Genomic DNA, 21,236 nt, shown 5'->3' with positions numbered 1-21,236 from the left:
TTGGAATTCTTTTTCGATGCTGCTGGTCGTAGGTCTGTAAGGTATCCTTTTGAGCGGGCATCATTTACTGAATAGCGAGGCGTAAGATGACAGCAATTGCCATTACTGGGGCGACGGGGCGTATGGGACGCACCTTGATTGAAGCCGTACATGCCACACAAGGCGTCACCTTGGGTGCGGCCATTGTCGAGCCGGGCTCCTCATTAGTGGGGGCTGATATTGGCGAAGTCGCCGGGTTAGGCAAGCTGGGGGTGACGGTGGTCGATCATTTAGAAGCCGTCAAAGATCAATTTGATATCTTGATTGATTTTACTTTACCGGAAGTCACTGAGCAGAATGTCGCCTTCTGTGCCGCTCATGATAAGGCCATTGTGATCGGCACTACGGGATTAAGCGAAGATCAGAAAGCTGCACTACAAAAAGCGGGAGAGCAGACGCGCTTAGTGTTCGCTTCCAATATGAGTGTCGGGGTGAACTTAAGCTTTAAACTGCTGGAATTAGCGGCCCGTGTTTTGAATGAAGGCTACGACATTGAGATCGTCGAAGCGCATCACCGCCATAAAATTGATGCCCCTTCTGGCACCGCTTTGTCGATGGGGGAAGTGGTGGCTAAAACGTTGGGGCGTGATCTGCAAGAGGTCGCTGTGTATGGGCGAGAAGGCCGCACGGGTGCTCGTCCGGCAGATCAAATCGGTTTTGCGACCATGCGTATGGGGGATGTTGTGGGTGATCATACTGTGGTGTTTGCAACAGAGGGCGAGCGTGTGGAAATTACGCACAAGGCTTCAAGCCGGATGACCTTCGCGAAAGGGGCTGTACGGGCTGCCCAATGGTTAACGACCCAGCCTTGTGGTCTTTATGATATGCAGGATGTGTTGGATCTAAAGTAAGTCAATGTGCGCTTTAATACGCCTTAAAACAGTGTGCGATAGCCTCTTATCGTCGTCGTCGCTGGACTTAAGGGGCGTATCCTAGTTAGAATATGAAAGATGACTGCCCAGAGATCAGCCTCGCCTTGTGCCTCGGTTGATCCGTGTGAACGGGTACACATCGCTACCAGGCATCATGCCTGCAGATAACAAAAAGCGGGATAAGCTCAAGGGCTTGTCTCGCTTTTTTGCAACCCGCACCCGCCGGGATATGCCCGGCGATGTCTAGCCTGTGACGGGAGGAGGCCGCTTTGACTCGATACGCCATTCTGGTTCTGGAAGATGGCAGTGTGTTCCGGGGAATTTCCATCGGTGCTGATGGACATACCGTGGGTGAGGTGGTGTTTAATACCGCCATGACCGGTTATCAGGAAATTCTGACCGATCCATCCTACACCCGCCAACTTGTAACTCTGACTTACCCCCACATCGGTAATACCGGTACGAATCAGGAGGACGTGGAGTCCGACAATATCGGGGCTGCCGGCCTGATTATTCGTGATCTGCCGTTATTGGCGAGCAACTTCCGCAATCAGCAATCTTTGGATGCGTATCTCAAGGCCAATGGTATTGTGGCGATTGCGGATATCGACACCCGACGCCTGACTCGAATTCTGCGCGATAAAGGCGCTCAGCATGGCTGCATTCTGACCTGTGATGACGCTCATGATGAATCTGCTATTGCTCAAGCCAAGACGTTCATCAGCGATTTTCCCGGGCTGAAAGGGCTGGACCTGGCCAAAGTCGTGACGACGGATAAAGCGTATCAATGGCACCAGGGTGAGTGGGCACTGGGTCAAGGATTAGGTGATCTCAGTGACGCTGAGCGGCCTTATCATGTGGTCGCTTATGATTATGGGGTTAAGCACAATATTCTGCGGATGCTGGCCACTCGCGGATGTCGCTTGACGGTTGTGCCGGCCACAACACCTGCGGCCGAAGTCTTGGCGATGAATCCCGATGGGATCTTCCTCTCCAATGGTCCGGGTGACCCTGAGCCTTGTGATTACGCCATTGAGGCCATTCGTGAGGTGCTGGACACCGACATCCCGCTCTTTGGCATCTGTCTGGGACATCAGTTGCTGGCCCTGGCCAGTGGCGCGACCACCATCAAAATGGGACATGGACACCATGGCGCGAATCACCCGGTCCAGGATGTCGATTCTGGTGTGGTGATGATTACCAGCCAAAACCATGGGTTTGCGGTGGATGAAGCTTCTTTACCGACATGTCTGCGGGCGACCCATAAGTCATTATTTGATGGGACTTTGCAGGGCATTGAACGGACAGATAAAGCCGCGTTCAGCTTCCAGGGGCACCCTGAAGCGAGTCCAGGCCCGCATGATGTAGCGCCGCTGTTCGATCGATTCATTCAGATGATGTCGCGCCGCAAGAGCGCTTGATTCGAACACGTGAATTTCGTCCCGGAGGCGATTGCCTCCGGTGAGCTTTGAGACCGATTTCGAGCAGGACCGTCATGCCAAAACGTACTGACCTCCAAAGCATTCTGATTTTAGGCGCTGGGCCGATTGTGATCGGCCAGGCCTGTGAGTTCGACTATTCCGGTGCCCAGGCGTGTAAAGCGCTGCGTGAAGAGGGTTACCGGGTGATTCTGGTCAACTCTAATCCAGCGACGATCATGACTGACCCAGTGATGGCGGATGCCACTTATATCGAGCCGATCACCTGGGAAACAGTTGCAAAAATTATTGAAAAAGAGCGCCCGGATGCGCTGTTGCCAACCATGGGTGGTCAGACGGCATTAAACTGTGCGCTGGATCTCGAGCGCCATGGCGTGCTTGAACAGTTCTCGGTCGAGATGATCGGTGCCAATGCCGATACTATCGACAAAGCGGAAGATCGTGATCGCTTTGATAAAGCGATGAAAAATATTGGCTTGGCGTGTCCGAAAGCCAAAGTCGCCCACTCCATGGAAGAAGCATGGGAGATTCAAGGTGAACTGGGCTTCCCGGTCATTATCCGCCCTTCTTTCACCATGGGGGGCTCCGGTGGTGGGGTGGCGTATAACAAGGAAGAGTTCGAAGAAATTTGTGATCGCGGCTTCGATCTTTCGCCCACTCATGAATTGCTGATTGATGAGTCGCTGCTGGGTTGGAAAGAGTATGAAATGGAAGTGGTGCGTGACAAAAATGATAACTGCATTATTGTCTGTGCCATTGAAAACTTCGACCCGATGGGTGTTCATACTGGCGACTCTATTACCGTGGCGCCGGCGCAAACGCTGACCGATCGTGAATACCAAATCATGCGGAATGCCTCGCTGGCGGTGCTGCGTGAAATTGGGGTGGAAACAGGCGGCTCTAACGTTCAGTTCGGGATCAATCCCGTGGATGGCCGCATGGTCGTCATCGAGATGAACCCGCGAGTGTCGCGCTCATCCGCCTTGGCCTCCAAAGCAACCGGCTTCCCGATTGCTAAAATCGCCGCCAAGCTAGCCGTCGGCTATACCTTGGATGAGCTGCAAAATGACATCACCGGTGGGGCAACCCCGGCGTCATTTGAGCCCGCCATTGACTATGTTGTGACTAAGATTCCGCGCTTTACCTTTGAGAAGTTCCCGCAAGCGAATGATCGTCTGACCACTCAGATGAAGTCGGTTGGCGAAGTGATGGCGATTGGGCGAACTTTCCAGGAGTCGCTGCAAAAAGCATTGCGAGGCATGGAGGTCGGCATCAATGGGTTGGACCCGATTTTGCCGAACTTTGGCGAAGAAGCACTGGCCTTAATGAAAAGCGAAATGGCTTCGCCAGGGGCTGATCGTATTCGCTATGTGGCGGATGCTTTCCGCAGCGGGATGACGCGTGATGAGGTCTTTGCGCTGACCAATATTGATCCTTGGTTCCTGATTCAATTGGAAGATTTGATTCAGGAAGAGCAAAAAGTCGCTCAGATGGGGATCAGCGATTTTAGTGCCGATGCCATTTTCCGCCTCAAACGCAAAGGTTTCTCGGATGCGCGTCTGGCCACGCTGGCCGGTCTTTCGGAGGCTGAGTTCCGTAAGCTGCGCCATCGTCACGGGATTCATCCAACTTATAAGCGTGTCGATACTTGTGCCGCTGAGTTTGCGACCAGCACGGCTTACATGTACTCGACTTACGAAGAAGAGTGTGAAGCGGCGCCCTCTGATCGCGACAAGATTATGGTCTTGGGGGGCGGCCCTAACCGGATTGGTCAGGGGATCGAGTTTGACTATTGTTGTGTGCACGCGGCGTTGGCGATGCGCGATGATGGTTATGAAACGATCATGGTCAACTGTAATCCTGAAACCGTCTCTACTGATTACGATACCTCTGATCGCCTCTACTTTGAGCCGGTGACATTGGAAGACGTGTTAGAAATTGTGGCCAAAGAGCAGCCCAAAGGCGTGATTGTTCAGTTTGGTGGCCAAACACCGCTTAAATTAGCGCGTGACTTGGAAGCCGCGGGTGTGCCCATTATTGGCACAACGCCTGATGCGATTGATCGCGCTGAAGACCGTGAGCGCTTCCAGCAGATGATTGACAAGCTGGGGCTGAAACAGCCGCCTAATGCCACGGCGCGTAGCTATGATGACGCTCTGGCCAAGGCAGAAGCGATTGGCTTCCCGTTAGTGGTCCGTCCTTCTTACGTGTTAGGTGGACGCGCCATGGAAATCGTCTATGGTATGGATGAGTTGGAGCGTTACATGACCAGTGCGGTCAAAGTCTCCAATGATAGCCCCGTGCTGTTGGACCACTTCCTGAAATCGGCAGTTGAAATTGATCTGGATGCTGTCTCTGATGGTCAACAGGTCGTCGTCGGTGGCATTATGCAGCATATTGAGCAGGCGGGCGTGCATTCGGGCGACTCGGCCTGTTCACTGCCTCCTTACAGCTTGCCTAAAGCAGTTCAGGACCAGATGCGTGAGCAAGTCACGCGGATGGCCTTAGAGCTTGGCGTGGTCGGCTTGATGAATGTGCAGCTGGCCTGGCAGGACGGTGAGATTTATGTCATCGAGGTGAATCCGCGCGCGTCTCGGACTGTGCCCTTTGTCTCTAAATGCATTGGGACGTCACTGGCGCAGGTGGCCTCGCGTTGTATGGCGGGTATCTCACTGGCGGATCAAGGCTTTACTGAAGAGCTCGTACCGGCGTATTACAGTGTGAAAGAGGCTGTATTCCCGTTTAATAAATTTCCTGGTGTGGATCCCATTTTGGCGCCGGAAATGAAATCGACCGGCGAAGTGATGGGCACAGGGAAAACCTTTGCTGAAGCTTTCCTCAAAGCCCAATTGGGTGCAGGTGAGCGTTTGCCTCTGAATGGCGGCAAAGCGTTTGTATCCGTTCGCGATGCGGATAAGCCGGGGATTGTCGAAGTGGCCAAACAGTTGCAGACGTTAGGTTTCACCTTGGCGGCGACACAAGGAACGGCTAAGGTGCTTAAAACCGCGGGTTTTGAGGTCGAGCTGGTGAATAAAGTGGCCGAGGGCCGTCCTCATATCGTGGATATGATTAAGAATGATGAGGTGGCGTATATTGTGAATACCACAGAAGGGCGTCAGGCGATTGCTGATTCTGCCGGTATTCGTCGATCAGCGCTGCAACGCAAAGTGCCTTATACCACCACACTGGCCGGGGCCAGTGCGCTGTGTCAGGCGTTGGAGTATGGGATGAATATTGAAGTGAGACGTTTGCAAGCACTGCATGCAGGTGAGCTCTAACGGCATGCTCTGATGGTTCAGGGCGGCCGAATCCGCCCTCCAGTGTCAATATGGATGGCCGGATCCTTCGGGATTCGGCCTATTAATTTTTGGGCCCGGGTTGATGGCCCGATGAGTCAGTAACAACGGGAGCAAGACATGCAAAAAATTCCAATGACCGTTGCCGGTGAACAGGCATTGCGTGATGAGTTGGATCACCTTAAATCAGTAGAACGGCCGCGTATTATTGAAGCGATTGCTGAGGCGCGCGAGCTAGGCGATTTAAAGGAAAATGCTGAATACCACGCGGCACGTGAGCAGCAAGGATTTATTGAAGGGCGTATTCAGGAAATTGAAGGTAAGTTATCCAATGCCCAGGTCATTGATATCACCAAATTACCGAAAACCACTAAGGTCATTTTCGGGAGCACAGTGAGCCTACTGAATTTGGATACCGATGAAGCGGTCCGCTACACCATCGTGGGCGAAGATGAGGCGAATATCGCGCAGAATAAGATTTCCCTGACATCTCCTATTGCCCGCGCTTTGATTGGTAAGGAAGAAGGTGATGTGGCGACAGTGACGACGCCCAGGGGTGAAGTTGAATACGAAGTCTCTGAAGTGCACTACATCTAAGACACAACCTTCTTCGGTGCCTCCATCTTAGCGGATTGACACCCTAGAAACCCAAGCGCTTGTGGCCTGTGCCGCTTAGCGGGTCGCCACAGCGCTTTGCGTTATTCCCTTCTGTATTCCTGCTACTGTAACCGTTGAATGGCAGGGCGCCGCTCCTGCTCATTGATCGCCGGTTGCTTACGCTCAAACCAAGGATCGGCAATCCGCTTAAACAAGCCGGATGCTGCCGTATGAATCGATTCTGAGGCCTGCTCGATAACCATAGTGGCTTGGCCCACTGGCGTCGAGTGGGTCGTGGTTAAGTGTTTCGCTGTCGAGATGGCCGACTTCGGAGAATGATCCGGTCTTTGTAGTGCGTGTGGTCTTGGGTCTTGTGAATCCCGGCCTTGTGAATCCCGGCCTTGTGAATCTAAACCTTGTGAATCGATCGCCAAACCTTGGGCGAAAAGATGCTGGCGCTGTTGCTGCATGGCCTGCCACTGTTGTGGTTGTGTTTGAGTCAACCACTGGGTTGGGCTGAGCAATGTGATGCCATGCTCGCGCAATTGTGGCAATGCTTTGGCTAGAAAAGCTAAGGTCTCGGGGTGAGGGTGACCGATCGCGACCACATGGCCTCGTCGTTGAGCGATGTCAATAGCTTGATCCCAGGCGTCTGCGATCGCCTCAGGCGTTTGCACATGATCCAGGAAGATACGCCGTTCCAGTGTGGGTAGCCCATCCCGGCGAGCCGTTTGCGCTGCGACGCTTTGGGCGCTTGTCCGGCTATCCAGGAAAAAAAGTCCCTGTTGTTTCAGGAGCGGCATTAAGCGCTGCATACTGGTGATATCCGAGGTCAGGCGGCTGCCCTGGTGATTATTGACCCCCTGGGCATGTGGGACCTGCTCCAGATCGCTCAGCAGCTGTTGTTCTATGTCATGAGCCGACATCTCAGACGTCAAAGTCCCCTTCTCGATAGCCTGCGTATGGCCCGCCATCGGGAGATGTAACATCACCGTTTTATTGAGTTGGTGGGCTGTACGGGCCAGCCGAGTACCATAGGGCGTCTGTGGGAGAATGGCATAGGCAATAGGGCCGGGCAGTGCTAGCGCCCGGCGCCCGGCTTCGAGCTGATAGCCTAAATCATCAATGACCAACGTCAGGTTGGCGGCCTGAACCGCCATTGCCTGCAGCCCGACCACAAGGCCCAGTGCCAGATACTGCAGTCCCTTCATGGTGTTGTCGCTGTTGCCGAGCCTGTTGTTGCTGAATCGGTTGTTGCTGAGCTTGTCGCTGCTGAATCGGTTGCTTCTGAACTTGTGGTTGTCGTGCTTTTCGGCGGATGCATGATCGACAAGGCCTTGAGTAAATTAAGGGCCTCGTTGAGCTGGTAATCCTGGGCTGAGGGAACTTTAGCGGCGTCTACTTCATCGCGCCCCCCTCGTTCAGGGCCGCCATTGCGGTTACTGAGATGGCCCGATAAGTCGGCTTCACGAATGCCTTCTTGGGTTTGATTCAGTGGGGTCACTTTCGCCTGTTCGATCACGATATCAGGTTCAATCCCTTGGGCCTGAATGGAGCGGCCATTGGGGGTGTAATAGAGGGCTGTCGTGAGCTTCAGTGCTCGATTACCGTTAAGGGGCAGAATGGTTTGGACTGAGCCTTTACCAAAGCTGGGTGTGCCCATCAGGATCGCGCGGCGATGATCCTGTAGCGCGCCCGCGACAATTTCAGATGCAGAGGCACTGCCACTGTTGATGAGTACCACCAGCGGAATATCACCGGCAGCGGTTTCCGCATGAGCAGAAAAACTTAATGATGAGTCTGGGAGGCGGCCTTCGGTATAGACAATCAGGCCATTGCTGACAAAAGTATCGACGACTTCGGCTGCGGCTTGGAGCACGCCACCGGGATTGTTACGTAAATCCAGCACTAACCCTTTCAACGGCGTCGTATGGTTTTTTTCAAGTTGGCTGATTGCTTTACGTACTTCCTCACCACTATTGGCTTGGAATTGAGTGATGCGTAAATAGCCAAACCCCGGGCTTAGCATGCGGTGGCGTACGCTGGTAATTTGAATGACCGCACGCGTTAGCGTCACATCAAAAGGCTGTGGCGTACCTTCGCGCATGATCGTCAGTGTGATATCGGTACCAGGATCACCGCGCATCATCTCGATGGCTTTATCTAGTGGCAAGCTTTTGACTGGGGTGTCATTGATCCTCAGGATAATGTCCTGGGGCTGCAGCCCTGCTCGAGACGCTGGCGTATCATCAATGGGGCTGATGATGGTGAGAAAACCGTTCTCACTGCCAATTTCGATGCCCAAGCCTCCAAATTCACCTTCAGTGCTTTCGCGTAGGTCGGTGTAATCGTCTGGCGCGAGATAAGACGAGTGAGGGTCAAGGCCGGAGAGCATGCCGCGGATGGCGTTATCTAGCAGGGTTTTATCATCGATATCTTCGACATAGGCCTGTTTTATACGCTCATAAACTTCTGCGAAATTACGCAGTTCATCCAGCGGTAAGGGCTGTGCCTGTCCTTGGGGGTCGTCACCTATGGGCCGTGCATTTTCTTCGGCCATGACTGGCGTGGCCAGTAGCCCTAAGGACAACAAAGAAGTGCCCATGAATCGGGCCAAGGCGCATTGCATGTGTTTCTCCAGTTCTCTGCTCAGGCGCATGCCCGGTTCAGATTCAAATGGCTCACTGGCCATTTCGGCAGCCTATCATGAGCTCGTCTCAGCTTATAACAGCTTGTCTTGTGAGCGTTATTATGGCCCTGTTACGACTTGATTCGGCCTGTGTCAACGTTTAGTGATCCAGCTAATGGGATCGATAGGTTGACCTTTTTTTCGTATCTCAAAGTAAAGACCGCTCTGGCTGCGTCCGCCACTTGTGCCCGCAGTGGCGATAATGTCACCACCATGGACCCAGTCGCCAGTGGATTTCCGTAAACTTTGATTATGCCCATACAAGCTCATAAAGCCATCTCCGTGGTCAATAATCACGACCATCCCAAAGCCTCTGATCCAGTCTGAAAAGACCACGCGCCCGCCATGGATGGCTTTAACAGGCGTCCCCTCCTGCGCCCGGATGAACCAGCCGTGGCTGATGACTTTGCCATTCATCAAATGGCCGCCAAAGGCCGTCGTGATTCGACCCGTGAGTGGCCAGGGCAATTGCCCGCGCATTTGCGGGAAAGGCTTGGCATCTCGTGGCGGTGGCAAATCGACGATCGCTTCAGTCACCGCATTGAGCAGTTCTTCCAACCGTGCTTGGTCGGCCTGCATTTTGCTCAGCTGATCGCCACGGCCTTGAATCCTTTGATTCAGCGTTGCGACTAATTGATGGCGCTCTTGCTGTTGGGCTTCAAGATCCTGACGGCGTGACTGTAGATCTTGCCGTACGGCTTGAAGGCGTTGGTCGCGCTGCAAAATTTCACTTTTGACATTGTCTAACTGGCGTGCCGTTGCCAGGTAGTCTTCAATGCGTTGGGTGCGTTCTCGATTAATGTAATCGTAATAACGCAGCAATCGAGCGACGCGATCAGGCGATTGCTGATTCAGCAGCACTTTAAGATATTCCTGGCGACCCATTGCATAGGCGGCACGGATTTGTTTTCGCAAAAACTCGGCTTGTTGTTCGCGTTTAGCCGTTAATTCACGCTGCTCTTGGCGTAATGCGTCCAGTCGTTGTTTGAGCGTGCGGGCTTCTTCCGTGTTGTCTTGAATCTGGTTAACCAAGTGGGCAATCTGGGTCTCCGTTTTTTTCAGCGACTCTTCCAAATCACTTCGTTGGCCTTTGGCTTGCTTGAGCCACCCCTGTAAGTCACTGATTTTATCTTTCAGCTCATCTAGCTGAGCTTGAGTGGCCTCTTGCTGGGCCCAGACCGGAGCGGCTGTAATCAGCGCGGCCAGTAACAGTCCGCAGCCCCAGTGGCTGATACGTTTTGGCATCTTCTCCGCCTGTACTCTAGTGCAAAACTTACCTTATTGGGGGCCCTCTTTCGGGCCCACTGGGTTCAGCGCTGTTGTGTTATTGGTCTTGTGTCGTCTAGGGCTTTTTAAGCAAGACTTTTTAAGCAAGACGTGTGGGGCAAATAACGCGGGTTGCGCCATGCATCATCGACATGTTGCACCATCGATATGTTGCACCATCGACACGTCCCTCATGGCTTAATGAACACCCGCGCTGATGATTAGTGATAGTGAACCAAAGAATGCCCGGTCATTTCCTCTGGTGCCGTGATGTTCATCATGCTGAGTAACGTGGGTGCGATATCACACAGTCGGCCTTCTTCCAGTCGCGGCGCCTGCCGGGAGGGGCCTGGCACATAAATGAGTGGCACCGGGAAGGTGGTGTGAGCGGTTTGTTTTTGACCTGAAACCGGATCAAGCATTTGTTCTGCATTGCCATGGTCTGCGGTAATCAAGCATTCACCGCCCACCTCACGCAGTGCATCGACCACTCGGCCTACACATTCATCCAGCACTTCAACCGCTTTGATAGCCGCATCAAAATCACCCGTGTGACCGACCATATCGCCGTTGGCATAATTGCAGACGATCAAGTCATAGTCTTGTTGGGTAATGGCCTCAACGAGGCGATCAGTGACTTCTGGCGCACTCATTTCCGGCTGTAGATCATAAGTGGCGACTTTGGGAGAAGGGATCAGGATGCGCGTTTCACCGGCGTATTCGTCCTCTCGTCCCCCGGAAAAAAAGAAGGTGACGTGGGCATATTTTTCCGTTTCGGCAATGCGCAGCTGTGTTTTGCCCTGGTTGGCCAGAAATTCTCCCAGCGTATTCACCAGATTTTCTGGAGGGAAAGCGCAAGGGGCTGGAATATCGGCAGCGTACTGGGTCAGGCAGACGAAAGCGCCGAGTTGAAGGGGCTTAGCGCGATTAAATCCTTCAAAATCAGGCTCGACAAAACAACGGGACAGCTCTCGTGCTCGGTCGGCGCGGAAATTCATAAAGAAGACCGCATCGCCATCTTCGACAGTGGCCGGTGCCTGTCCGGCTGGCTGGATTCGTGTGGCTTGGACAAACTCATCATTTTCATCACGGGCATACGCTTGGGCCAGCCCTTCAAGTGCGGTTGGGGCCGTGAATTGTGCGCGGCCCTCTGTGATCACGTTATAAGCTTGCTCAACGCGCTCCCAGCGATTGTCACGGTCCATCGCATAATAACGGCCAATCAAGCTGGCGATATGCCCGACGCCCAGTTCCATCAAGCGCTTATCTAGGCGCTGAATGGAGGATTCGGCGCTACGTGGGGGGGTATCGCGTCCATCCAGGAACGCATGCACGTAGACTCGTTTCGCACCCCGTGAAGCGGCCAGCTCAACCATGGCGACTAGATGATCTTCGTGGCTGTGAACACCGCCGGGCGAAAGCAGGCCCATGATGTGCACGCTGCGATCGGCGTTGACGGCTTGGTCCACGGCCTGGCAAAGCACCGCATTATGATTGAAGTCACCGTCTTGGATCGCTTTGGTGATTCGAGTGAATTCCTGATAAACGATTCGACCTGCACCCAGATTCATATGGCCGACTTCTGAATTGCCCATTTGGCCGTCTGGCAGACCAACATTCATGCCTGAGGTATGGACCAAAGCATGCGGCATATCACGCCAGAGCTTATCCATTACCGGTGTTTGAGCGGCCAAAATGGCATTGTGTTCAGTGGTTTCGCTATAGCCGTAGCCATCAAGAATAATCAGAGCAGTCGGAGTTCGCTTGTCGGACATGGGACGCTGTTGACCTCGGATGTTGGCGACCGGGTTCACGTCATCGGCGTCTCCGACCATAGCCGGAGGCCGAGCGCGGTTTTGCTGGTCATCTGAAATGCAAGACGTTCATCATATCGTTTGGTGCGACAAATGACCATGCTCCACGGGTGCCCCTGGAGCGATCCCTGGTGTATCCTTGAGCGCCCATTCAGCCTCTAACGCAACGGAATCTTCAGATGTTCGATCAAGTCCTCGAATTTGCCCAGAACCACATGATGTTGTCAGGGGCCTTTGTGGCCATTGCGATTGCGGTGCTGGCCTATGAAATGATGAGCGGCGCCAAGGGGCTGACCCCGGCGCAAGCGGTGTCTATGATGAACCGGGATGAAGCTGTCCTGGTGGATATCCGGGATCGCAAAGACTTTGTCCAGGGCCATGCCGCCGGTGCAATTCATATTCCTCAATCCAAGCTGGATAGCCAGCTCCAGACGCTTGAGAAACATAAAGACAAGACCATCGTGGTCGCTTGTAAGCTGGGTAACAGTGCCACTTTGACGGTTGCCAAGCTACATAAAGCCGGTTTTACCAAGGCGGTTAAGTTGAAAGGCGGTATGACCCAATGGCAGCAAGATGGCCTGGTGATGGTGAAGAAGTAACCCGTGCCAATGATCAACATTAACGATCAATATTGACGTCAGTATGGTGATCAGTGATCACCGTTACTGTCGTGCTGTGAAATATTGAATGTTTAATGTTATTGATTGAGCATTAAATATTATTGAATGTTAAACGCTGGTAATTGAAGAGGGTCATCGCGATGGCCCTATCATTATGGCCCTATCATTCAAGTTTGATTACATCGCGAATAATAAGGATTCATGATTATGAGTGAGCAACAACCCCAATTTGCGCTGCAGCGTCTTTATCTGAAAGATCTGTCTTTTGAGTCACCGAACACGCCTTTAATATTTGCTGATCAAACGCAGCCTCAGGTTGATATCAACTATAACGTTGAGCATCGCCAGATTCAGGATAGCCTTTACGAAGTTGTCGTGCGTTTGAATGTCACCGTGAAAAGTGGCGATAAAACGGCTTTCTTGGTGGAGTTACAGCAAGCCGGAGCCTTCCAGATTGCAGGCCTTGAAGGCGAATCTTTGGAACATGCGCTGGAAGCTTTCTGCCCTAATATCATCTTCCCTTATGCCCGTGAAACGATTGATAGCATGGTCGTTCGTGGAGGCTTCCCGCCGTTGATGATGGCTCCGATTAATTTCGAAGCCATCTTCCAACAGCGTAAAGCTCAGCAGCAAGCGACCCAGCAGTAAACGACCATGAAGCGTTTTTTCAGTCCGCAACCGTTGACCGAGACGCCGCTGCGCCTAGAAGGGCAGATCGCTCGGCATATGATCCAAGTCATGCGGTTACGTCCCGGCGATGAGGTGGAGTTATTTGACGGCCAGCATCGCTGTGTTGCCCAGCTCTTGGAGGCCGATAAGCGAGGCGTTACGCTGACTTTAGGGGCCGCTCTGCCGCTCAAGCCGGCTTCGCCGTTATCTGTGCATTTAGGGCAGGTGATCTCTAAAGGCGATCGTATGGATTACGCCATCCAGAAGGCTACGGAGCTGGGCGTCACTGAGATTACCCCACTGTATAGCTTACATGGGGATGTGCGTCTCAAAGGCGAGCGGGCTGAGAAAAAGCGCCAGCATTGGCAACAAGTGGCGTTGAGCGCTTGTGAGCAATGTGGTCGGGATGACCTGCCCGTGGTGCATCCCGCGGTGCCTCTTGAACAGTGGCTCTCTGCCGTATCTGCTTCGTTACGATTAGTGATGCATCCCGGTCAATCGATGACACAGTGGGCTCGGGCGGATAGCCCAACGAGTGTTGCCGTTCTGGTGGGCCCTGAAGGCGGACTGGCTGACAGTGAAGTGGAGCAAGCCCAAGCGCAACTCTTTCAGCCGGTGACGGTAGGCCCCCGCATTCTGCGTACAGAGACTGCGCCGGTGGTGATGCTCACGCTACTCCAAAGCTGGTGGGGAGACCTGGCGGATCACGAGTGATGATGCTGATTTGAAGTAGGCCTATTCTGAAAATCCATATGAGTGAGCTTGTATTGAGCGGAATGGCCCTCCGATTAAACTGGCCTTGCTTAAACTTGTCTCGCGGTTGATCTGCCCCCATCTTTTGCGCATCCAGGACGTTGATGCCTGCGCATCGCGTCAGCACGCATTATGGCCGTGCCTGTTCCGGGCGGGCCTGTACGAGGACATCAGTATGTCTCAAGCGATTCAATCCCAATCCAATCAGTCTCTCTCCACTTCATCATCACAGCCGACTCGCCTTGGGGTGGTGATGGATCCTATTGCGGCCATCACGTATAAAAAAGACACCACTTTGGCCATGTTGCTGGCGGCTCAGGCTAAGGGGTGGGAGCTGTGGTACATGGAGCAGCCTGATCTGTTTTTGCAGCAGGGGCGTGCGATGGCGCGTATGGCCCGCTTAGAGGTGTTTGCGGATGCTGACGGCTGGTACCGATTAGAGGCGGTTGAGACGCGCCCCATGGCCGATCTTGATGTGATCCTGATGCGTAAGGACCCCCCTTTTGATCGTGAATTTTTAACGGCCACTTGGTTGTTAGAAGCTGCTGAGCGGGAAGGTGTGCTGGTGGTGAATCCTCCCCAGGCACTCCGTGACTGCAATGAAAAGTTGTTTGCTCAGCAGTTCCCGCAGTGTTGCCCGCCGACATTAGTCAGTAGCCATGCGGGGCTATTGCGTGAGTTTCATGCCAAACAGGGCGACGTGATTTTTAAGCCCTTGGACGGTATGGGCGGTAGTGGCATTTTCCGAGTCGATCATGAGGGCATGAACCTGGGGTCTGTCATTGAGCAGCTGACTGAGCAAGGGCGCTATCCGATTATGGCACAGCGCTATTTGCCGGAGATTCGCCATGGGGATACTCGAATTCTGATTATCGATGGTGAAGCGGTGCCTTATGGTTTGGCGCGCGTGCCCATGGCCGGTGAAACGCGAGGTAATCTTGCCGCCGGAGGGCAGGGTGTTGGCCGTGAGTTGACCGATCGAGATCGCTGGTTAATTGATCAGGTCGTGCCGACTATTCGAGAGAAAGGTCTCTTGTTTGTTGGGCTCGATGTGATTGGCGACTATATCACTGAAATTAACGTGACTAGCCCGACGTGTGTGCGCGAGCTGGATCAACAATATGGATTGAATATCAGTGATCAGTTGATGACAGCGATTGAGCGCCGATTACAAGCCTCTAAGGTGTGATCGGGTGAGGGGTTAGGCGTGACCGGACAGGGGGCCGCTACAGGTCGTTGGGTCGTAGCAATTACACTCGCGGTTTTATGCCATGTGCCACTGCTATGGTGGTCATGGCCTGAACCTGAAGTGCCGCGCATAACGCCTCCCATCGAGGTGAGTTTGACGTCAGTAGGAACCGCTGACCGGCAGCATCCGTCTGAATCGGTGGCAGAGACCACCGACGCTACGGCGGAAACAGAAACGGCACCAGAAGCGGTTGCGTCATCGGAGCCTCTGCACAAGGCTTCACCCGCCAAAGCACCGACACATAAAGAAACCCCGCACAAAGACGCGCCACCCGCTACCCCCTCTTCTATTCCCCCCGCTACATCACCGGCGGCCCCAGAGGCTTCGGATACGGTTGGTGCAGAAGGTTCGTTGACGCCTAAACTTGATGAGCCTCATCAGGTTAATCGACCGCATGCGTCTGCCGGACAGTTACTACAACAGAGTTTTGATTTGGCCGAGCAGCCAGTGGCGCAAAACGCTCAGCCTAGGGTTCGACATTTAAGCTCATCGACCGATGAACAGGATGCTGAAGCGCGCGTTTACCTGTCGCAGTGGCGTCGTCGAGTTGAACAAACCGGGAATCTGAATTATCCCGAAGAGGCCCGTCGTCGCCAGCTCACTGGTGGCTTAAGGCTGAGTGTGGTATTGAATTTAGATGGTACTCTCAAGCAGGTGCAGGTGGTGCGTTCTTCAGGCTATCCCTTGCTGGATGAGGCTGCAGTGCGTATTGTCCGCTTGGCGGCGCCATTTCCAGCCCCACCATCGGTGTTGACCGAAGGTGTGGATGCATTGGAAATTACGCGTAACTGGCAGTTCGGTAAGCGTTGGCAGGCGCAATAGCCGTTATGAGTGAGTGTCATCAATTTATTTATAAGATGATGGCGTTTCGAGTGATCTCGTATTGGCATCATGTCATTTTGAAGATCATGTCACCTTTAAGTTTAAGAGGCCTATTGAGTGGATAGTCTGTGTGACCATTTCCTGCTGGCCATGCCGCAGATGCAGGATAGTAACTTCAGCCAAACCCTGACCTATTTGTGTGAACATAATGATCAGGGGGCCATGGGTATTGTGGTGAACCAGACCATGCCGCTGCAGCTGGGTGAAGTCCTGGATCAGTTAAATATTGAAGCTGATCGCTGCTTGCACCGAGATATGCAGGTGCTCAAGGGCGGGCCTGTTCATTCGGATCGTGGTTTTGTGCTGCATGACGGCGGTTCGCACTGGAAATCCAGCATGACCGTGACGGAGAGCCTGAGCATGACCACGTCGCTGGATATTCTGGAAGCCATTGGGCGCAACCAGGGGCCGCAACGATTTATCATCGCGCTCGGTTGTGCGGGCTGGGAAGCCGGACAACTTGAGAAGGAACTGATGGAGAATACCTGGCTGACGTGTCCTGCCTGGGAATCGGCATTGTTCGATCTACCCTTGGAGCACCGTCTTGATGCTGCTGCACAGCGTTTGGGGGTGGAGCTGAGTTTGCTCTCAGGACAAATTGGCCATGCCTGAAGATTGCCCTCGCGTTTATCGCCCACATGGCACTGATCAGCCGCGAGTGGTGTTGGCGTTTGATTTCGGTAGTCGTCGGATCGGCGTGGCGGTGGGTAATGAGTTGACCGAGTCTGCGCGGCCGCTGTCCCCTTTACCTGCACGTGATGGCATCCCCCAATGGCCTCAGCTAGAGGCGCTGCTAAAAGAATGGGCGCCAGATTTATTGATCGTGGGTTTGCCCTTGAATATGGATGGCACGGATAGCCCCATGAGTTTGCGTGCCCGTAAATTTGCCAAACGTTTATTTGGGCGCTTTGGGTTGCCCTGTGGCTTGGTTGATGAACGCGGCAGTACCCGTGAGGCCAAAACCATTGCGCGCGGACAAGGTCATCAAGGAAATTATCGTGAAGACTCGGTCGATGGGTTGGCGGCGAGCTTAATTCTGGAAAGCTGGCTGCACACTCCCTCATCCTTATATGCCGTTTTAGGCCCCGATACGCCAGCTCAACCTCGGGTGGCTGCACCTCTGCCGCGTGGCGAACATGAATAACCGTCGCCTGAGATGATGCGATCATGGCGCTATGGCATCAGGCCCAACAGGGTGATATCGCACAATAGATTTATATCACAGCAACAGGGTTATACCGCACCCATAGGTTGATACCGAATAAGTTGATAGATATAAGGAGCGCACCATGACCAAGGCGACATCAATGAGTAGCCCCTCTGCCGTTGCCTTTGCGGATCTACCCAATACCGCTGTACTGATGGATCGATTAGCCCAACAGCTCAAAGCGCAGATTGCTGCACGCGGCTGGCAGAACCCGGCACTGGTGGGGATTCATTCCGGCGGTGTTTGGGTGGCTCAAGCGTTACGTGATGCATTAGCGGTGGACTGGCCCCTAGGGCAGTTGGATATTTCATTTTATCGGGATGACTATACCCGAATAGGTTTAAACCCCAGTGTCAAATCCTCGGCGTTGGGCTTCTCTCCGGAAGGGCGTCAACTGATCTTAGTTGATGATGTCATTATGTCGGGACGGACGATTCGTGCGGCTTTGAATGAGCTGTTTGACTTCGGTCGACCGGATGCCGTGATGCTGGTGACACTGTTGTCTCTCCCTGGGCGTGAGTTACCGATTCAGCCCGACCTCTGTGCGGCTGAGTTGTTAATCGCGGCGGATGAGCGCGTTAAGCTCTCCGGCCCTTCTCCTTTATCGTTATCTTGCCAATCATTATCAAAACCGCCAGCAGAGCCTATTAAGTAATTGCCATTGTGTGTTTTTTTGATTTTCTTGCCTGAGACGACACCATGATCCCCGAACATGATCCCCAGCGCCTGCAGTTGAACGATGCCGGTAAGTTGCGCCACTTTCTGACGATTGAAGATTTACCATGTGAGATTTTGACTGAGATTCTTGATACTGCGGAGTCCTTTGTCAGTATGGGCGAGCAGTCTGTGAAGAAGGTGCCGTTGCTGCGGGGCAAGACGGTGATGAACTTGTTCTTTGAGAACTCTACCCGCACCCGTGCCACCTTTGAGTTGGCGGCGAAACGTCTCTCCGCTGATGTGCTCAACCTCGACATCAAGACATCGTCGACGGCTAAAGGCGAGACGTTGATGGATACGTTGCAGAACCTTGAGGCCATGCATGCGGATGCCTTTGTCGTACGCCACTCCGAATCCGGCGCGGCGCACTTTATTGCCAGCCAGATCACCCCGGATGTCGCGATTATCAATGCTGGGGATGGGCGTCATGCTCATCCAACCCAAGCGATGCTGGATATGTTCACCATCCGCCGTCACAAAGGGGCCTTTGAGGGACTCAAGGTGGCAATTGTTGGCGATATTCTGCATTCCCGCGTCGCGCGCTCACAAATTCAGGCCTTGAATACGTTGGGCGCTGCTGCTGTGCGGGTTGTCGCCCCCAAAACCTTGTTACCTCGTGATATTGAGGCGCTGGGCGTAGAAGTCTATACGCGGATGGAAGAAGGGCTCAAAGATGTGGATGTGGTCATCATGTTGCGCTTGCAACGTGAGCGCATGCATGGCGCACTCCTGCCTTCGGAAGGCGAATACTACCGTCTTTATGGGTTGACTCAAGAGAAGCTCACTTATGCCCGTCCAGACGTTATCGTGATGCACCCAGGCCCGATTAATCGCGGTGTTGAAATTGAATCGGCTGTGGCTGACGGCCCTCGTTCGGTCATTTTGCAACAGGTCAGCTATGGCATTGCCACGCGCATGGCTGTACTCAGTATGGCGACTGGAGGGCAAGCACAACAACGGGAGCTCAGTCAGTCAATGCAGCAGGAGAACAATCAATGAAATTGTCGATCATTGGCGGACGTGTGCTCGATCCGGCGCAGCATTTGGATGAAGTCCAGGATATTCATATTGAAAATGGACGTATTCTGGATATTGGTCCTGCTGCGGCCGGCTTTCAGCCCGATCGGACGCTGCATGCCGAGGGCTTGCTGGTGGTGCCTGGATTTATTGATTTAGCGACTCACCTGCGTGAGCCAGGGCCGAGCTATAAAGGCAATTTGTGCAGTGAGACGCGTGCAGGCTTAGCCGGGGGCTATACCACTTTGTGTGCGCGCCCTGATACCTCACCGGTGGTAGATTCTGCGGCCGTCGTGCGAGTGGTTCAGGAGAAAGCCGAAGCCGCCCGTAACACCCATGTGTTGACCTTGGGCGCTTTGACACAAGGCCTTGAAGGGCAGCTGTTGGCGAATATGTCATCCCTGCAGAATGCAGGCTGTGTCGCCGTGACCAATATGCATTCACCGATCCGTGATCATCGGGTTGTACTGCGTGCCCTTGAATATGCGGCCACTTATGACTTAAGAGTGTTCTTCTACTCGCAAGATCCCGATTTGGCGGCCGATGGTTGTGCTCATGATGGAGCGGTGGCTTCTCGTCTGGGCCTGGGGGGGATTCCTGAAACAGCTGAAACTGTCGCGCTGGCGCGCGATCTACTCTTGGTGGAACAGACCGGGGTACAGGCTCACTTTGGGATGTTGTCATCGGCGCGATCTGTCGAGATGGTCCGTAGTGCACAAGCGCGTGGGCTGGCCGTGACCTGTGACGTCAGCATGGCTCATCTGCACTATACCGATGCACAGCTTGAAGGCTTTAATAGCTTGTTCCACCTCGTGCCGCCGTTGCGCAGTGAATCTGATCGTTTTGGCTTGCTCCAAGGCGTTCGTGATGGCGTAGTGACTGCGATCAGTAGCGCCCACCTGCCCCATGAAGCGGCGGCTAAAAAGGCACCTTTTGCTGCCTCTGAACCGGGTATCAGTACTTTGGAAACGTTGTTTTCTCAAGGGTTAAAACTCGTCGAAAGAGAAGAGCTGACATTAATTCAACTGCTGGCCAGTTTGACTGAAGGGCCTGCGGAACTGCTCGGGCTTGAAGCGGGGGCCTTGTATCCGGGCTATGCCGCAGATCTGGCGCTGTTGGATCTGGAGGCTGAGTGGACGCCTAGCGCCGATACGCTGTGTTCTGCTGGGCATAATATGCCCTGGCTGGATCAACCACAAAGAGGACGTATTAATGCCACGCTGATTGGTGGTGAAATGCGTTATCGCCATCCGCAGTGGCAGGATGAAAGCGTATTGCCACTGTGACGCCGAACCCTTGAATCCAAACCGATGAACCGCATAAGGGGATGAATATGATCGCAACATTAGACGGCCAGCCTTTTCACCAGCCTTTGGGCAAAGTGGTGTGTATCGGGCGCAATTACGCCGCACATGCGGCTGAATTGAATAACCCGGTGCCCTCTGAACCTCTTTTATTTATTAAGCCTGCCACGAGTGTCGTTGATTTTTCCTCCGCGCCTTTGCGCTTGCCACAGGGTGAGGGCGATGTTCATTACGAGGCTGAAATGGCCCTGCTGATTGGTGAGTCGCTTAGTCATGTGACGCCAAGCGAAGCCCTGACTGGGATTGCCGGCGTGGGGATGGCACTCGATCTGACGTTACGCGCACGGCAATCAAAGCTTAAAGAAAAAGGCCATCCTTGGGAGATTGCGAAAGGCTGGGATGGGGCTTGTCCTTTAACAGGGTTTATTGCGGCGGATCGTGTTGAAGCCTGGGATGATGTGAACTTTTCACTGAGTATTAATGGCCAGTTGCGTCAGCAAGGCCATACGGCGCAAATGCTGACGCCTGTCGAGCATTTATTGGCCTATGCCAGCCAGTGGTTTACGTTGATGCCGGGTGATGTGGTTTTGACGGGAACACCGGAAGGTGTGGGCACCTTGCACACGGGTGATCAGTTACAGTTGACCTTGGAAGACTGGCTGTCTGAGACTGGTCTGGTGGGCTAACGAGCTGATTGAGGCGATTGAGTTTAGATAATACTGATATTGGGCCAGTTCATTGATCTGGCCCAATACTCTTAGATATATTAAGTCGGCATCATAAGCTAGGTGTTGTGTCACTCAGAA

19 protein-coding genes are annotated in these 21,236 nt (G+C 53.5%); 15 read left to right on the top strand and 4 right to left on the bottom strand.

The genetic code is table 11. From position 1 onward, the window contains the following. The first annotated feature begins 86 nt into the window (after positions 1-86). From dapB to greA, 4 genes are all read left to right on the top strand, one after another. Positions 87-890, top strand: coding sequence for a 4-hydroxy-tetrahydrodipicolinate reductase (dapB, locus tag BFW38_RS15575; RefSeq protein WP_068999721.1), 804 nt, complete (start codon positions 87-89; stop codon positions 888-890). Positions 891-1,180: 290 nt separating this feature from the next. Further along, the gene (gene carA, locus BFW38_RS15570; RefSeq protein ID WP_068999720.1) at positions 1,181-2,332 is read left to right on the top strand and encodes a glutamine-hydrolyzing carbamoyl-phosphate synthase small subunit; all 1,152 of its coding nucleotides are present in this window, start codon (positions 1,181-1,183) and stop codon (positions 2,330-2,332) included. Positions 2,333-2,406: 74 nt separating this feature from the next. Then, positions 2,407-5,628 carry a carbamoyl-phosphate synthase large subunit gene (gene carB / locus BFW38_RS15565; RefSeq protein WP_068999719.1) on the top strand — a complete coding sequence of 1,074 codons (3,222 nt, stop codon included), beginning with the start codon at positions 2,407-2,409 and terminating at the stop codon, positions 5,626-5,628. Positions 5,629-5,766: 138 nt separating this feature from the next. Next, positions 5,767-6,243 carry a transcription elongation factor GreA gene (gene greA, locus BFW38_RS15560; RefSeq protein WP_068999718.1) on the top strand — a complete coding sequence of 159 codons (477 nt, stop codon included), beginning with the start codon at positions 5,767-5,769 and terminating at the stop codon, positions 6,241-6,243. A 122-nt stretch (positions 6,244-6,365) separates the two neighbouring features. On the opposite strand, the gene BFW38_RS15555 is transcribed toward greA, so the two are convergent. The 4 genes from BFW38_RS15555 to gpmI all read right to left on the bottom strand — a co-directional run bounded on the left by BFW38_RS15555 (position 6,366) and on the right by gpmI (position 11,973). Next, entirely contained in the window at positions 6,366-7,454 is a 1,089-nt protein-coding gene (locus BFW38_RS15555) for a divergent polysaccharide deacetylase family protein (RefSeq protein ID WP_068999717.1), read from the bottom strand. Next, positions 7,451-8,872 carry a S41 family peptidase gene (locus BFW38_RS15550; protein WP_068999716.1) on the bottom strand — a complete coding sequence of 474 codons (1,422 nt, stop codon included), beginning with the start codon at positions 8,870-8,872 and terminating at the stop codon, positions 7,451-7,453. Before BFW38_RS15550 ends, BFW38_RS15555 begins: the two co-directional genes overlap by 4 nt. Positions 8,873-9,025: 153 nt before the next feature. Beyond that, positions 9,026-10,177 (bottom strand): murein hydrolase activator EnvC family protein, encoded by a 1,152-nt coding sequence (locus BFW38_RS15545; RefSeq protein WP_068999715.1) that lies wholly within the window; start codon positions 10,175-10,177, stop codon positions 9,026-9,028. Between the two features lie 242 nt (positions 10,178-10,419). Then, complete coding sequence (gene gpmI / locus BFW38_RS15540) at positions 10,420-11,973, bottom strand: 2,3-bisphosphoglycerate-independent phosphoglycerate mutase (protein ID WP_069000539.1); 1,554 nt, start codon at positions 11,971-11,973, stop codon at positions 10,420-10,422. 218 nt (positions 11,974-12,191) lie between these two features. On the opposite strand from gpmI, the gene BFW38_RS15535 reads away from it, so the two are divergent. The 11 genes from BFW38_RS15535 to BFW38_RS15485 all read left to right on the top strand — a co-directional run bounded on the left by BFW38_RS15535 (position 12,192) and on the right by BFW38_RS15485 (position 21,116). Then, a complete protein-coding gene (locus BFW38_RS15535) occupies positions 12,192-12,611 on the top strand; it encodes a rhodanese-like domain-containing protein (RefSeq protein WP_068999714.1) in 420 nt (139 codons plus the stop codon). 228 nt (positions 12,612-12,839) lie between these two features. Further along, positions 12,840-13,280 carry a protein-export chaperone SecB gene (gene secB / locus BFW38_RS15530; protein WP_139116646.1) on the top strand — a complete coding sequence of 147 codons (441 nt, stop codon included), beginning with the start codon at positions 12,840-12,842 and terminating at the stop codon, positions 13,278-13,280. A 6-nt stretch (positions 13,281-13,286) separates the two neighbouring features. Continuing rightward, complete coding sequence (locus BFW38_RS15525; protein ID WP_068999712.1) at positions 13,287-14,015, top strand: 16S rRNA (uracil(1498)-N(3))-methyltransferase; 729 nt, start codon at positions 13,287-13,289, stop codon at positions 14,013-14,015. A 214-nt stretch (positions 14,016-14,229) separates the two neighbouring features. Beyond that, a complete protein-coding gene (gene gshB, locus BFW38_RS15520; protein WP_084004706.1) occupies positions 14,230-15,243 on the top strand; it encodes a glutathione synthase in 1,014 nt (337 codons plus the stop codon). Positions 15,244-15,261: 18 nt separating this feature from the next. Beyond that, entirely contained in the window at positions 15,262-16,125 is an 864-nt protein-coding gene (locus tag BFW38_RS15515) for an energy transducer TonB (RefSeq protein ID WP_068999711.1), read from the top strand. Between the two features lie 117 nt (positions 16,126-16,242). Next, a complete protein-coding gene (locus BFW38_RS15510) occupies positions 16,243-16,797 on the top strand; it encodes a YqgE/AlgH family protein (RefSeq protein ID WP_084004705.1) in 555 nt (184 codons plus the stop codon). Beyond that, positions 16,790-17,329, top strand: coding sequence for a Holliday junction resolvase RuvX (gene ruvX, locus BFW38_RS15505; protein WP_084004704.1), 540 nt, complete (start codon positions 16,790-16,792; stop codon positions 17,327-17,329). Before BFW38_RS15510 ends, ruvX begins: the two co-directional genes overlap by 8 nt. Before the next feature lie 145 nt (positions 17,330-17,474). Next, a complete protein-coding gene (gene pyrR / locus BFW38_RS15500; RefSeq protein WP_245686176.1) occupies positions 17,475-18,047 on the top strand; it encodes a bifunctional pyr operon transcriptional regulator/uracil phosphoribosyltransferase PyrR in 573 nt (190 codons plus the stop codon). A gap of 44 nt (positions 18,048-18,091) precedes the next feature. Then, entirely contained in the window at positions 18,092-19,108 is a 1,017-nt protein-coding gene (locus BFW38_RS15495) for an aspartate carbamoyltransferase catalytic subunit (RefSeq protein WP_068999709.1), read from the top strand. After that, positions 19,105-20,412 (top strand): dihydroorotase, encoded by a 1,308-nt coding sequence (locus BFW38_RS15490; protein ID WP_068999708.1) that lies wholly within the window; start codon positions 19,105-19,107, stop codon positions 20,410-20,412. The genes BFW38_RS15495 and BFW38_RS15490 overlap by 4 nt, the downstream gene beginning before the upstream one ends. A gap of 47 nt (positions 20,413-20,459) precedes the next feature. Next, positions 20,460-21,116 (top strand): fumarylacetoacetate hydrolase family protein, encoded by a 657-nt coding sequence (locus BFW38_RS15485; protein WP_245686175.1) that lies wholly within the window; start codon positions 20,460-20,462, stop codon positions 21,114-21,116. The last annotated feature ends 120 nt before the right edge of the window (positions 21,117-21,236 follow it).

The sequence above is a fragment of the Terasakiispira papahanaumokuakeensis genome (assembly GCF_001709345.1).
GTDB lineage: Bacteria > Pseudomonadota > Gammaproteobacteria > Pseudomonadales > Halomonadaceae > Terasakiispira > Terasakiispira papahanaumokuakeensis.
Note: the sequence above shows the minus strand (reverse complement) of the source record. Positions and strands in the feature narration are given on the sequence as shown.